This is a genomic window from Frateuria sp. sgz306004, from assembly GCF_057750885.1.
Window position 1 is genome coordinate 440,148 of sequence record NZ_JBYLFE010000004.1, and the last position, 13,859, is coordinate 454,006.

Below are 13,859 nucleotides of genomic sequence, written 5' to 3' on the forward strand. Positions count from 1 at the left end.
AGACCAAACCTTATAACGTGCGATCAGCGTCCGCCGAGACGGTAAGCGCCGATGCGGCCCTTCACGTCTTCGACGTACACGGTGTCGCCCACCACCAACGGCTGGGCGCGGATGGGCTTCTTGGACAGGCGCTCGCGCGCAGCCAGCGCACCGTCACCGGTTTGCAGCCAGTGCACGTAACCCTCCATATCGGCGACGACCACGTAGTCACCCTGCACGACCGGGCCAGTGAGCCAGCGGTACTTCAGGGCGTCGTTCTTCCACATGTCGGCGCCGCCGTTCTTGTCGAACGCCCACACCTGCGACTCGTCGTTGACGCCGTAGATAGCGTTGGGCGCCACGTCGATGGCAGTAAAGGTGGAGAACGGGCGCGACCACAGCGGGCGGCCGCTGGGGCCGTCCACCGCACTCAGGTTGCCGTGATAAGCGGCACCATAGAGCGTGCTGCCGTCGAGCAGAATGCCGCCATCGGCGTCGCTCAGGCGTTCGATTTCCGTACGACCTTCGCCGCTCGCCAGGGTCTGCTCCCACAGCTTTTCGCCATTGTCCAGGCGCAGCGCCACCAGCTTGCCGGCGTCGCTACCCAGGAACACCACGCCGTTGGCAACCAGCAGCGGGCCATTGCCGCGCAAGCTGAGCAGAGGCACGGTGCTCTGGTCGTAGACCCAGCGACGCTCGCCGTTGCTGCTGTCGATGCCGTAGACGCGACCATCCTGCGTACGGGCCACCACCAGATTACCGGCGATGGCTGCCGGGGAAATCACCTCGGAGTTGACCACCGACTCCCAGCGCGGGCTGCCATCTTTGGCATTGATGCCGTAGATGTGACCGTCGAGGGTACCGATGACCAGCAGATCGCCCGAGGCGGACGGGCCGCCGGCGTAGAGCGCATCGGCGCGCTTCTTGTCGCCCCAGCCGAACCAACCCTGGGTGCGGCTGCTCTTTTCCCAGATTTGCTTGCCGCTGGCCGCGTCGAATGCAGCCAGCTTGCCATCCGTGCTGGCGGCGTAAAGCACGCCATCGGCCACAGCCGGACGCAGGCGCACACCACTGTCGCCGGCGCCGTGACCGACGCTGGCGGTCCACACGCGGGTCACCTGGGTGGTGGGCTTGAAATCCTTCGCCAGCGGCGTGGGCGGCTGGACGTTTTCCTTCTTGAACGAGTGGCAGCCGGCAAGGGCCACCAGCGAGGTCAGCGCCACCAGCCACACGCGCTGCATCGCACCGTGCTTCTTCACTTCAGGTTTCATGCACCCTGCTTCCCGGCCACGGCCAGATCATCGATTTTCATCTGCACGCTAGGCAGCGCGTTCTCGCCCAGTGCCGCCTTGGCGGCGACATATGCCTTGCGGGCATCGTCAGGACGCCCAAGCTTGACCAGCACATCGCCACGTAGTTCCTGCGCCACGCCCTCGAAGCTCTTGGGGGGCATACGGTCGAGCGTCGTCAACGCATCGGCCGCCTTGTCCTGGGCCAACTGCACGCGCGCGATTCGCAGCTGCGTGAGTGCCTTGAGGTTGGCGTCGCTGGCGTGGCTTTCCGCCCAGCCAAGCGATTCGATGGCCTTGTCCAACGCCTTGTCCTGCACCTGACGCTGCGCGCGATCGCTGACCGCGAACACGGCGTAGGTGGTGTCGGCATAATCCTTGAGAAGCTGCTCGGTGAGCGCGTTGGCGTTATCGGCCTTGCCGGCCGCTACGGCGCTCTGTACCTGCTGGTAGAGATTGGCCGCCTCCGTCAAGTGCGCATCTTTGTGCTTGTTCCACTGCTGCCAGCCGAAGATGCCGACCAGGCCAATGGCGATACCGACGACGATGGACAGGCCGTTCTGACGTAGCCACTGCTGTACGCGTTCGCTCTGTTCGTATTCGTCGTACGCTTCAAATGCCATGCAATCACCTTGGGGGAGCCGCATCACGAGGGTGCCCTAATGGAGCCCCTAGGTTGCGGAAAAAGTAACCAGCCCGAACCGTCCGTCTAGTGGCGGACAGACAATGGGCAAGCATAACCGATTGCGCCGGACCGCACAGGTCCGGCTCGCCGATCAGGCGCCGCTGGGCGCGGCCTTGCCGTCGCGCACTTCGATACGAAAATGCGCCACGTTGGAGCGACGGTAGCTGTCCAGCGCCATGGGCTGGCCATCCAGCATGACCTGGGCGCCCGTGGCATTGCCGATGCGCACTTCCAGCGGCTGGTCGCTGTGGTAAGTCTTGGTGCTGCCGGCGGGCAGCAAACCATATTCCAGGCGCGAACCATCCTTGGCAGTGACCTCTACCCAGCTCGCGGAGGGCAGCGTCAAGGCCAGGCTATGCGCACCATTGCCCACCGAGTCGGCGGCAGCGGGCGCGGGCGCAGCGTGCGGCACGGCCTCGCCAAGGCTCGGAAAAGGAGTCATCGAAGCCATCAGCGGCTGCTGATCCTGGCTCGTCACCTGCGGGGCGGCGACCGGTGCTGCCGCCGGAGCATCGGCGGCCCGGGGTGCGTTGGAGGCAACCGCGAGAGCCGCGTTATCGCCCACCCCGTCGGTCACGAGACGGGACGCTGTCGCACTGGCCGCAGGAGCCGGAGCATCCGCCTGTGCCACGGGAGCCGCATCCAGCGGGGCCAGATGACTCACTTCGCGATCCAGCGTGCCACGCACACCCAACCAAATGGTGGGCACAACGATGGCCGCCGTGAGCACCACATAAGTGGCCGCGCGCGCGTAATGCTCCAGCAGATAGCGCGAGTGCGAGATGCCGCCCGTGGCAACCAGGGTGGGCTGCGACGGCCTGATGCGCTCCAGCTCCGCCTTTACCTCGACCTCGTCCACGCCCAAATAGCGTGCGTATTTGGTGAGGTAGCCGCCGAGATACACCTGGTAATCGATGCCGGCGTAGTCGTTGCCTTCCAACTGACGCAGCACGCGCGTGGGGAGGCGCAACGCATGTGCGCATGATTCCACGTCGAGGCCTCGCGCTTCGCGCACTGCGCGCAATCGCGAGCCGAACGTGGCGCTGACGGTTTCCTGCGGGGTGTATTCCGTGTCCATGATGACGCCAGGAGTTTCAGTATTTGGGTGGTCTCGGTTGCCGCTATCGGCCGTATTTGACTGCTGATGTGTCATTGGCTTGCGGTTGCGTCGAGGGCGTGCGCCTGTTCCGAATCCGGGAACTGGCTCTGCAGTCGCCTACCGTAGTTGAGAGCAGCATCCCTGTTGCCCAACCGGGATTCGATGTCATGACCTAGCTTGAGCGAGGCCGCGCTCGGCTGCCCCAACGCATCGAAGCGCTGGATGAAGGCACGTGCGCGGAACGCATCGTTCTGAAGATAAAGCACGTTGGCGAGTTGATACAACGCCCCCGGGTCCTGCGGATCGATCGCCAGAGCCTTGCGGAAGTCGGCTTCGGCACCGGCAAAGTCGTTGGCGCGAGTCAGGCAGATGCCTGCATTGGACCAGGCCAGGGCCGGGGTCTGGTAGAACGGATCGGCCACGGCCTTCTGGAAGTACGGCATGGCCTCCGCCGTCTTGCCCTCTCGGTTGCAGAGGAACCAACCGAGGTTGTTGTTGGTGTCGCCCTTGTCCGGCGCCAACGAGGCAGCCTTACGGTAATGCAGCTCCGCATTAGGCATATCGTTGATGCGCTCGTAGACCACCGCCAGCACGGTGTGGGCCGGCACATAGTTGGGGTCGAACTGAAGGGCCTTGTTGAGCTTGACCATGGCGTCCTGCAGGTCGCCATTGGCCATGTACTGTTGGGCCAACTCGGTATGGACCCGAGCGCCCTCTTCGCGCTTTTCGGCCTTGGTGGTGTGCGGAATGGGCGTGCTGCCCGAACCATTGGTGCCGGTGCTCACGCAGCCGGCCATGGCCAAGACAACACCCGCACCCACTAAGACTCGATCAAGCCGCATGACTCGCCCCTTCGTCCAGACGCTTGCGAAATTCGGCCTGGCGACGGGTGCGATCCAATACCTGCCCCTTGAGCTGACCACACGCGGCATCGATGTCGTCGCCACGCGTGCGGCGCAGCATCGTCAACACGTTGGCGTTGAGCAACTGGGTCTGGAAGGCGCGGATGGTGTCGGCGTCGGAACGCTCGAAACGCGTGCCAGGAAATGGATTGAACGGAATCAGGTTGACCTTGCAGTTGGGCAGGCGACGCATCAGCTTGATCAGCTGGCGCGCGTGCTCGGGCTGGTCATTGACACCCTTCATCAGGGTGTACTCAAAGGTGATCGAGGTGCGCGGCTTGCGCTCCAGCCAGCGGCGGCAGGCGCCGAGCAGTTCTTCGATGGGGTAACGCTTGTTGAGCGGCACCAGCTCGGTGCGCAGCTCGTCGTTCGCCGCGTGCAGCGACACCGCCAGCGAAACGTCGATGGTTTCCGACAGCTTGTCGATCATCGGCACCAGGCCGGCGGTGGACAGCGTGACGCGCTTGGACGCCAGGCCAAAGCCCAGGTCATCGCGCATCAGGCTCATCGCCTTGGTGACGTTATCAAAGTTGAGCAACGGCTCGCCCATGCCCATCATCACCACGTTGGTGATGCGGCGGTTCTGGTGCGTGACGTTGCCGAGGTATTTGGCCGCCACCCACATCTGCCCGATGATTTCGGACGTGGCGAGGTTGCGGTTGAAGCCCTGCGTCGCGGTGGAGCAGAACTGGCAGTTCAGGCCGCAACCGACCTGCGAGGACACGCACAGCGTGCCACGGGTGGGCTCGGGGATGTACACCGCCTCGATGGCGTTGCCGCCATCCATGCCGAGCAGCCACTTGTGCGTGCCGTCGGCCGCACCCTTGTCGAACAGGGTCTTCGGTGCCCCTACGTAGCAGGACGCTTCGAGCTTGGTCCGAAGCGCCTTGCCCACGTCGGTCATGTTTTCGAAGTTGTCTTCCAGGCGGTGGTAGATCCACTTCATCACCTGCTCGGCTCGATAAGGCTTCTCGCCCAGCTGCGCGAAGAAATCACGCAAGCCCTGGCGATCGAAATCGAGCAGGTTGACCTTCTCGGTGGTGGTGGATGTGGCCTGGTCAGTCATCTTGAAAACCGCGGCTCAATGCCGCCCTCGTGTGCTCTCGCTCTCCAATGGAACGCGATGTTTCGTGGTGTGAATGTCGCGTTCCATGGAGAACGCGCGCGTTAGCGCGGGAAGACTTCCGTCGAGGCGAAGAAGTACGCGATTTCGACGGCAGCCGTTTCAGCTGCGTCGGAACCGTGCACCGCATTGGCGTCGATGGAGTCGGCGAAGTCGGCGCGGATCGTGCCCGGCGCGGCTTCCTTCGGGTTGGTGGCACCCATCAGATCGCGGTTCTTCAGGACGGCATTGTCGCCCTGCAGGACCTGGATCATCACCGGGCCGGAGATCATGAACTCGACCAGCGCGTTGAAGAACGGACGCTCCTTGTGCACGGCGTAGAAGCCTTCGGCTTCGGCGCGCGACAGCTGCTTCATCTTGGAGGCGACGACCTTCAGGCCGGCCTTCTCGAAGCGGGAGTAGATCTCGCCGATCACGTTCTTGGCGACTGCGTCGGGCTTGATAATGGAAAGGGTGCGCTCCAGCGCCATGGGTCTGCTCCGGGAAAACGAAATAAGTCTGAATGGGCGGTCCGGTCTATGCCGGCGAAGTTATGCCAAATCCCGCCAAGTTTTGCGGATTTAGCTCACGAAAGTTTGACAGATTCTAACCCAATCGGGAACCGGACGCAGGCCTTTCGGGGGCCGCCCCCAAACGTTCGTTTGACGGACACAAACGGGGCGACGTATCCTCAAACGATCGTTTGATTCGACGCCGAGGCCCACGGACCATGCCCGCCCACAGCGCAGCCCAGCCGACCAAGGAACGTATCCTCGGTGCCGCCGAGGAATTGTTCGCCCGCCACGGCTTCGACGGGGCGTCCTTGCGACAGCTGACCGCCGCCGCTGGCGTGAACCTGGCCGCCGTCAACTACCACTTCGGCTCCAAGGATCGCCTGATCGAAGAGGTGTTCCGCCGTCGCCTGGACCAGCTCAACGGGCGCCGCATGGCCGCCCTGCAGGGCGTCGCCGGCCTGCCCGACACCACCATCGAGGACGTGCTGGCGGCCTTCATCCAGCCTGCACTGGAGCTTTCCCACGATGGCAATGGTTCGCTGTTCATGCGCGTGCTGGCCCGCGCCTTCGCCGAACACGACGACACCCTGCGCAAGTTCCTGTCGGACAACTACGGCCATGTCATGCGCCAGTTCACCGCTGAATTCGCCCGCCTGCTGCCCCACCTGAGCAAGGAGGAGCTGTACTGGCGCGTTGACCTGGTGACGGGCGCCCTGACCCACGCCATGTCCGGCTTCGGCATGATCCAGCGCAAGAGCGACGTACCCGAAGAACGCCATCGCGAGCAGACCGCCCAGCACCTGATCCGCTTTGCCGCGGCCGGTCTCAAGTCACCCTGATACACGGTTTCGCCTTCCCGGCCGGCAACGGCCGATCGATTCACCTTCACGCGTCTCGCACTACGGAGAAAACAATGACTGCTCCATCCACCCCCAAGGCAGCGCTACGGATCCGCAAGGCAGCGGTGCTCGGCGCTGGCGTCATGGGCGCGCAGATCGCCGCACACCTGACCAACGCCGGTGTCGAAACCGTGCTGTTCGACCTGGCCGCGAAGGAAGGCCCCAAGAGCGGCATCGCCCTGAAGGCCATCGCCAACCTGCAGAAACTGTCGCCGGCCCCGCTGGCCGACAAGACCATCGGCGCGGCCATCATCCCCGCCAACTACGACGAAGACCTCGATCACCTCAAGGACGTGGACCTAGTGATCGAGGCCATCGCCGAGCGCATGGACTGGAAGCTGGATCTCTACAAGAAGATCGCTTCGCACCTGTCGCCCACCGCCGTGATCGCGTCCAATACCTCGGGCCTGTCGATCAATGGCCTGGCCGAGGCCCTGCCGGAAGAGATGCGCCACCGCTTCAGCGGCGTGCACTTCTTCAACCCGCCGCGTTACATGCACCTGGTCGAACTGATCCCGACCAAGTTGACCGACAAGAACGTGCTGGAAGGCCTGGAGGCGTTCCTCACCACGGCGCTCGGCAAGGGCGTGGTGTACGCCAAGGACACGCCGAACTTCATCGGCAACCGCATCGGCGTGTTCTCGATGCTCGCCACCATGCACCACACCCAGCAGTTCGGCCTGGGCTTCGACACCGTCGACGCGCTGACCGGTCCGGCCGTGGGTCGCCCCAAGAGCGCCACCTACCGCACCGCGGACGTGGTGGGCCTGGACACCATGGCGCACGTGATCAAGACCATGGCCGACACCCTGGCCGACGATCCGTGGCATCCGTACTTCAAGGCGCCGGCATGGCTCTCCGCCCTGATCGAAAAGGGTGCGCTGGGCCAGAAGACCGGCGCGGGCTTCTACCGCAAGGCCGGCAAGGACATCGTGGTGCTGGATGTGGCCAAGCAGGATTACCGCCTCTCCGAGCAGAAGGCTTCGGAGGAAGTGGCCGCCATCCTCGCCATCAAGGACCCGGCCGAGAAGTTCGGCAAGCTGCGCGCCTCGGCTGACCCGCAGGCCCAGTTCCTGTGGGCGACCTTCCGCGACCTGTTCCACTACAGCGCCTATCACCTGGCCGACATCGCCGATACCGCGCGCGACGTCGACTTTGCTATCCGCTGGGGCTACGGCTGGAAGCTCGGCCCGTTCGAGACCTGGCAGGCTGCCGGCTGGCAGCAGGTGGCCGGTTGGATCGCCGAAGACATCGCCGCCGGCAAGGCCATGAGCAGCGCCCCGCTGCCGGCCTGGGTCACCGACGGCCGCACTGGCGTGCACGGCAAGCATGGCTCGTACTCGGCCAGCGCCAATGCCGACAAGCCGCGCTCGCAGCACCCGGTGTACCAGCGCCAGCTGTTCCCCGATCCGATCCTGGGCGAGAAGTTCGACCAGGGCACCACGGTGTGGGAGAACGACGGCGTGCGCCTGTGGACGCTGGGCGATGACGGCGTGGGCATCATCTCGTTCAAGACCAAGATGAACACGGTCAACGACCACGTGCTCAATGGCGTGCAGCAAGCGATCGATGTCGCCGAGCAGCAGCTCAAGGCCGTAGTGATCTGGCAGACCGGTGAGCCGTTCTCGGCCGGCGCCGATCTCAAGGGTGCGCTGGGCCTGCTGCAGGCCGGCAAGTTCGACGACTTCGAGAAGATGGTCGCCAACTTCCAGGCCACCAGCATGCGCATCAAGCATTCGCTGGTGCCGGTGGTGTCCGCCGTGCGCGGCCTCGCCCTGGGCGGCGGCTGCGAGTTCCAGATGCACTCGGCTCGCACCGTGGCCGCCCTGGAAAGCTACATCGGCCTGGTCGAGGCCGGCGTGGGCCTGCTGCCGGCCGGTGGTGGCCTGCATGAGTTGGCCATCCGCGCCGCCAAGGCCAACCCGGAAGACCCCTTCGAATCGCTGAAGAAGGTGTTCGAGACGATTGCGATGGCCAAGGTGTCCGGCAGCGCCATGGAAGCCAAGCAGCTGGGCCTGCTGCGCGACAGCGACATCGTGGTGTTCAACGCCTACGAGTTGCTGTACGTGGCCAAGAAGGTCGCCCTTTCGCTGGCCGAAAGCGGCTGGCGCCCGCCGATGATGAATCGCAACATCCCGGTCGCCGGCGACGTGGGCACCGCAACGTTCCAGGCGTCGCTCGCCAACTTGGCCGAGGGCTATTTCGCCTCGCCGCATGACGTCGCCATCGCCACGCGCATTGCCGACACCCTGTGTGGCGGCAAGATCGAACGCGGTTCGCTGGTGGACGAAGAGTGGCTGCTCCAGCTCGAACGCCAGCACTTCGTGGAACTGGCCAAGACCGAGAAGACCCAGGCTCGTATCGCGCACACCATGACCACCGGTAAGCCGCTGCGTAACTGATGAGGCTCGTCGTCCCCGCGCAAGCAGGGACCCAGCGACTTTCGCTTTACGCCAACGACACTGGATCCCTGCTTGCGCAGGGATGACGATCAAAACCAAGGTGCGTCGCCGCTGATGAGCGCGACGCCACGGAGCAAAACCATGACCAAGCAAGTGCAAGACGCCTACATCGTCGCCGCCACCCGCACGCCGGTCGGCAAGGCGCCGCGCGGCGTGTTCCGCAACACCCGTCCGGATGACATGCTCGCCCACGTGATCCGCGCCGTGATGGCGCAGGCGCCGGGCATCGATCCGCATCGCATCGAAGACGTGATCGTCGGTTGCGCCATGCCCGAAGCCGAGCAAGGCATGAACGTGGCGCGCATTGGCGCGCTGCTCGCCGGCCTGCCGTATACCGTGCCGGGCGTCACCATCAACCGCTTCTGTTCGTCCGGCGTGCAGGCCATTGCCATGGCCGCCGACCGCATCCAGCTTGGCGTGGCCGACCTGATGATCGCCGCGGGCACCGAAAGCATGAGCATGGTGCCGATGATGGGTCACAAGGTGGCGATGAACCCCGCCATCTTCGCCAACAAGGAAGATGTCGCCATTGCCTACGGCATGGGCATCACCGCCGAAAAGGTGTCCGAGCAGTGGAAGGTGAGCCGCGAGGCGCAGGACGCGTTTGCAGTGGAAAGCCATCGCCGCGCGCTCGCCGCCATTGCCGCGGGCGAGTTCAAGGACGAAATCACCCCGTTCCAGCTCGATGACCATTACCCCGACCTGGCCACGCGCGGCATCAAGACCGACAGCCGCCTGATCGACACCGACGAAGGCCCGCGCGCCGGCACCACGCTGGAAGTGCTGTCCAAGCTGCGCACCGTGTTCCGCAACGACAAGTTCGGCGGCAGCGTGACGGCCGGCAACTCCTCGCAGATGTCCGACGGCGCCGGCGCCCTGCTGCTGGCCAGTGAAAAGGCGATCAAGGAGTTCAACCTCACCCCGATCGGCCGCTTCGTCGGCTACTCGGTGGCGGGCGTGAAGCCGGAAGTGATGGGCATCGGCCCTAAGGAAGCCATCCCCAAGGCCCTCAAGCAGGTCGGCCTGACCCAGGATCAGCTGGACTGGATCGAGCTCAACGAAGCCTTCGCCGCGCAGGCCCTGGCCGTCATCGGCGACCTTGGCCTTGATCCGTCCAAGGTGAATCCGCTGGGCGGCGCCATCGCCCTGGGCCACCCGCTGGGCGCCACCGGCGCGGTCCGCGCCGCGACCCTGCTGCACGGCATGCGCCGCCGCAAGCAGAAGTACGGCATGGTGACCATGTGCATCGGCACCGGCATGGGCGCGGCAGGCGTGTTCGAAGCGCTCTGATCTAGCATCAGCCGAAGTCAGAAAGGCGCCGTGGCAACACGGCGCCTTTTCTATGTCGATACCCTACCCGCGTTTCGTGCCTCCGGAGCGAGAAGGGCCGTCAAACCAGCAAAGAGATGTGCTATTGGCATCCCACCTCACCCGATACCATGCGCGCAAGGCATTCACGCCTTCACAGCAGCGACGGCAAGGGCCGTGGCAAGGCTCGCGCCCGTCAGCTCAACGCCGCGATCTGCCTGGCCACGTACACCGTCAGGAAGATCGCCATCAGCACGAGCAGCACGGCCATCGCGCGTGCCACCCAGGAGTCGCCGTACGTCGATGACGTTGCCGATTCGATCGCGCGCCGATTGCGATAGAAACGCAACGTGGCACCAACGATCATCAGGGCGCCTACCAACAGCAGGCCCAAGCCCAGCCATTGCGAGGCTCGCGTGTGGAGCCCCTCGGTCACGCGTTCGCTGGCACGTGTGGCGAACAGCAGAAAGATGTCGAAGCGTTCGAGTAGGAACCCGAAGGCCATCACCGAAATGGCCGTGCGCACCCAAGCTAGGTACGTGCGTTCGTTGGCGGAATGATCGGAGAAGTTCGGTATCACGGCCGGTCCTTTCCCGCGGGCGTCATCGCCCTGGCGCGGCCATGATGCCATGCCCGGTCTCGCCGACGCTGAGCCGCCAGGGAGACGATGACGGAACGGCGCTACAATCACCAGTCACGCTTTATGGACCTTCGCATGCGCAACCCCCTCCAGGAACAACTACTCAAGGCCGGCCTCGCCAAGAAGGGCAAGGTGGACCAGATCGCGCGCGACCAGGCCAAGCAGCGCCAAGGCAAGGCGCCCACGGTCACGCCCGAAGAAAAAATCGACACCCAACGCCTGCAGGCGGAAAAGGCCGAGCGCGACCGCGCGATCGCCGCCGAACGCAACGCCCAGGCCCAGGCACGCGAGCTCGCCGCGCAGGTGCGCCAGATCATCGATGCCAACAAGGTCAAGCGCGAAGGCGAGATCAGCTACCGCTTCAGCGACGGCGAGGCCATCCACAGCATCCTGGTGAACGAGTCGCTGCGCACGCAGCTCGCCAAAGGCGCCCTGGTCATCGTGCGCGCGGGCGAGCACTACGAGTTGCTGCCCCGCCCCGCGGCCAGCAAGATCCGCGAACGCGATGCGTCCATCATCGTGCTGGATCACGGCAAGCCCTCGGATGACGCGCCATCCGGCGAGGACGACGACTTCTACAACCAGGACCAATTCAAGGTGCCGGACGACCTGGTCTGGTGATTCTGCCATCGGGCTGATCGCAAGAAGCGGAGTGTCCTGAGCGGGGTCGACCACTAGCCTGGAGTTTTCGGGCAGCGGACTCCGACACGATGCATGCACGCCAACGCGACACTGAAGACCAGGCCCTTGCATGGCGGGCCGCAACGGCCGACTGGGCCGGCATCCTCAACGACCTCGACGCGCGCGGCTACGGCATCATGCCAGGCCTGCTGGATCCGCAAGCCTGTCGCGACATCGCTAACAGCTATGGCGACGATGCCCTTTATCGCAGCCGCGTGGTCATGGGGCGGCACGGCTTCGGCCTCGGCGAGTACAAGTATTTTCGCTACCCCCTGCCCGCTTCCGTGCAGGCATTGCGCAATGCGCTCTATCCGCCTCTAGCGGAGATAGCCAACGACTGGAATGCACGTATGGGCATTGACGTGCGCTATCCGCCAGAGCACACGAGCTTCCTCACACGCTGCCACGAGGCCGGTCAACGACGCCCTACGCCGCTGCTACTCCAGTACGGCGCTGGCGACTACAACCGCCTCCATCAGGATTTGTACGGTGAGCACGTGTTTCCGCTACAGGTTGCCATCTTGCTGTCCGAGCCTGGCGCGGACTTTAGCGGCGGCGAGTTCGTACTGACTGAGCAGCGTCCACGCATGCAGTCCCGCGTCGAGGTGGTTCCGCTTCGCCAGGGCGATGCGGTGATCTTCGCGGTCAACCAGCGCCCCGTCAGCGGAACGCGTGGCACCTATAGGGTCACCCTGCGCCACGGCGTCAGCCGAGTGCGCGACGGCCAGCGCCATACGCTGGGCATCATCTTCCACGACGCACAATAACCTTCTCGCCGGCTGGTCCATCGAGAAATCCTTTAGGATGGCCCTTTCGTCATGCCTCCGAGGGGACCGGACCGCCGATGCAGAACCACGAACCCACCGTTGCGCCCGATGGTGCCGAGCACCATCTCCAGCGCAATCTGCACAACCGCCACCTGCAGCTGATCGCCATTGGTGGCGCCATCGGCACCGGCCTGTTCATGGGCTCGGGCAAGACCATCAGCCTGGCCGGCCCATCCGTCATCTTCGCCTACGCCATCATCGGCAGCGTGCTCTTCTTCATGATGCGCGCCATGGGCGAGCTGCTGCTCTCCAACCTGCACTACAAGTCGTTCGTCGACTTCAACTACGACCTGCTCGGCCCCTGTGCCGGCTTCTTTACCGGCTGGACCTATTGGTTCTGCTGGGTGGTCACCGGCATTGCGGACGTCGTCGCCATCACCGGTTATATCCAGTTCTGGGTGCCCGGGGTGCCCTTGTGGCTGCCCGGCACGCTGTGCATTTCGTTGCTGCTGGGCTTGAACCTGCTGACGGTGAAGCTGTTCGGCGAACTGGAATTCTGGTTTGCGCTGATCAAGATCGTCGCCATCGTGTCCCTGATCGCTGTGGGCCTGGTGCTGATCGGCATCGGCTTTACCTCGCCCTCGGGTGCCAAGGCGGCCGTGTCCAACCTGTGGGCCGATGGCGGCTGGTTCCCGCACGGCGGCGCCGGGTTCCTCGCTGCTTTCCAGATCGCCGTTTTCGCCTTCGTGGGCATCGAGCTGGTAGGCACCGCCTCGGCCGAGGCCAAGGACCCGGAGCGCACCTTGCCCAAGGCGATCAACTCCATCCCCATACGCGTGATCGTGTTCTATATCCTGGCCTTGCTGGTGATCATGACCGTGACGCCGTGGAGCCAGGTGGCGCCGGACAAGAGTCCGTTCGTGAACCTGTTCATGCTGATCGGCATTCCGATCGCGGCCACACTGATCAACTTCGTGGTGCTCACCTCGGCGACGTCCTCGGCCAACAGCGGCATCTATTCGACCGGCCGTATGCTCTATGGCCTCTCGGCCGGCAAGCTTGGCCCGCGCCCCTTCGCCAAGCTCAGCCGCAACAATGTGCCGGCCAACGGCCTGGGCTACTCCTGCCTGCTGCTCTTCATCGGCGTGTTCCTGCTCTACCAGGAAGGCGACATCATGAAGGCCTTCACCATCGTCACCACGATCTCCAGCATCTGCTTCATCTTCGTGTGGTCGCTGATCATGATTGCCTACATGCGCTACCGGAAATTGCATCCGGAACGCCACGCCCGTTCCATTTTCAAGATGCCGGGCGGCGTAGTGATGTGCTGGCTGGTGCTGGCCTTCTTCGCGTTTGTGCTCTGGGTGTTCGCGCAGAAGGAAGACACGCTCACCGGCCTGATTTATGCGCCCGCGTGGTTCCTTGCCCTGGCGGCCTGCTACCCGTTCTATCGCAAGCAGGCCATCGAGCACCGCAAGGAAACCCACTGAGAACGCACCGTTGCGTCGCCAGGCGGCGCAACGGCCTTTCG

13 protein-coding genes are annotated in these 13,859 nt (G+C 64.3%); 6 read left to right on the forward strand and 7 right to left on the reverse strand.

Annotated elements, in window-relative coordinates:
* Positions 1 to 23 precede the first annotated feature (23 nt).
* From bamB to ndk, 6 genes are all read right to left on the reverse strand, one after another.
* Positions 24 to 1,250, reverse strand: a complete 1,227-nt coding sequence (gene bamB / locus AC3G2C_RS11065) for an outer membrane protein assembly factor BamB (protein WP_488384657.1) — start codon at positions 1,248 to 1,250, stop codon at positions 24 to 26.
* Positions 1,247 to 1,891, reverse strand: a complete 645-nt coding sequence (locus tag AC3G2C_RS11070; protein WP_488384658.1) for a YfgM family protein — start codon at positions 1,889 to 1,891, stop codon at positions 1,247 to 1,249. Before AC3G2C_RS11070 ends, bamB begins: the two co-directional genes overlap by 4 nt.
* A gap of 153 nt (positions 1,892 to 2,044) precedes the next feature.
* On the reverse strand, positions 2,045 to 3,031 hold the full coding sequence (locus AC3G2C_RS11075) for a helix-turn-helix domain-containing protein (RefSeq protein WP_488384659.1): 987 nt from the start codon (positions 3,029 to 3,031) through the stop codon (positions 2,045 to 2,047).
* 71 nt (positions 3,032 to 3,102) lie between these two features.
* Positions 3,103 to 3,894, reverse strand: a complete 792-nt coding sequence (gene pilW, locus AC3G2C_RS11080) for a type IV pilus biogenesis/stability protein PilW (protein ID WP_488384660.1) — start codon at positions 3,892 to 3,894, stop codon at positions 3,103 to 3,105.
* Complete coding sequence (gene rlmN, locus AC3G2C_RS11085; RefSeq protein ID WP_488384661.1) at positions 3,884 to 5,020, reverse strand: dual-specificity RNA methyltransferase RlmN; 1,137 nt, start codon at positions 5,018 to 5,020, stop codon at positions 3,884 to 3,886. The genes pilW and rlmN overlap by 11 nt, the downstream gene beginning before the upstream one ends.
* 101 nt (positions 5,021 to 5,121) lie before the next feature.
* On the reverse strand, positions 5,122 to 5,547 hold the full coding sequence (gene ndk, locus AC3G2C_RS11090; protein ID WP_488384662.1) for a nucleoside-diphosphate kinase: 426 nt from the start codon (positions 5,545 to 5,547) through the stop codon (positions 5,122 to 5,124).
* Positions 5,548 to 5,786: 239 nt separating this feature from the next.
* Between ndk and AC3G2C_RS11095 the strand changes: the two genes are divergently transcribed.
* The 3 genes from AC3G2C_RS11095 (at position 5,787) to AC3G2C_RS11105 (ending at position 10,222) form a co-directional block, all read left to right on the forward strand.
* Positions 5,787 to 6,410: a TetR/AcrR family transcriptional regulator gene (locus AC3G2C_RS11095; protein ID WP_488384663.1), complete on the forward strand. Its 624-nt coding sequence runs from the start codon at positions 5,787 to 5,789 to the stop codon at positions 6,408 to 6,410.
* Positions 6,411 to 6,484: 74 nt separating this feature from the next.
* Entirely contained in the window at positions 6,485 to 8,872 is a 2,388-nt protein-coding gene (locus tag AC3G2C_RS11100; RefSeq protein ID WP_488384664.1) for a 3-hydroxyacyl-CoA dehydrogenase/enoyl-CoA hydratase family protein, read from the forward strand.
* Between the two features lie 141 nt (positions 8,873 to 9,013).
* Positions 9,014 to 10,222, forward strand: coding sequence for an acetyl-CoA C-acyltransferase (locus AC3G2C_RS11105; RefSeq protein WP_488384665.1), 1,209 nt, complete (start codon positions 9,014 to 9,016; stop codon positions 10,220 to 10,222).
* A gap of 214 nt (positions 10,223 to 10,436) precedes the next feature.
* Here the strand turns inward: AC3G2C_RS11105 and AC3G2C_RS11110 are convergent, their stop codons facing one another.
* Entirely contained in the window at positions 10,437 to 10,871 is a 435-nt protein-coding gene (locus AC3G2C_RS11110; RefSeq protein ID WP_488384666.1) for a YidH family protein, read from the reverse strand.
* Between the two features lie 84 nt (positions 10,872 to 10,955).
* Between AC3G2C_RS11110 and AC3G2C_RS11115 the strand changes: the two genes are divergently transcribed.
* The 3 genes from AC3G2C_RS11115 (at position 10,956) to cycA (ending at position 13,818) form a co-directional block, all read left to right on the forward strand.
* Entirely contained in the window at positions 10,956 to 11,501 is a 546-nt protein-coding gene (locus AC3G2C_RS11115; protein ID WP_488384667.1) for a DUF2058 domain-containing protein, read from the forward strand.
* Between the two features lie 89 nt (positions 11,502 to 11,590).
* Positions 11,591 to 12,328 carry a 2OG-Fe(II) oxygenase gene (locus tag AC3G2C_RS11120; RefSeq protein ID WP_488384668.1) on the forward strand — a complete coding sequence of 246 codons (738 nt, stop codon included), beginning with the start codon at positions 11,591 to 11,593 and terminating at the stop codon, positions 12,326 to 12,328.
* Positions 12,329 to 12,405: 77 nt separating this feature from the next.
* Entirely contained in the window at positions 12,406 to 13,818 is a 1,413-nt protein-coding gene (cycA, locus tag AC3G2C_RS11125) for a D-serine/D-alanine/glycine transporter (RefSeq protein WP_488384669.1), read from the forward strand.
* Positions 13,819 to 13,859 lie beyond the last annotated feature (41 nt).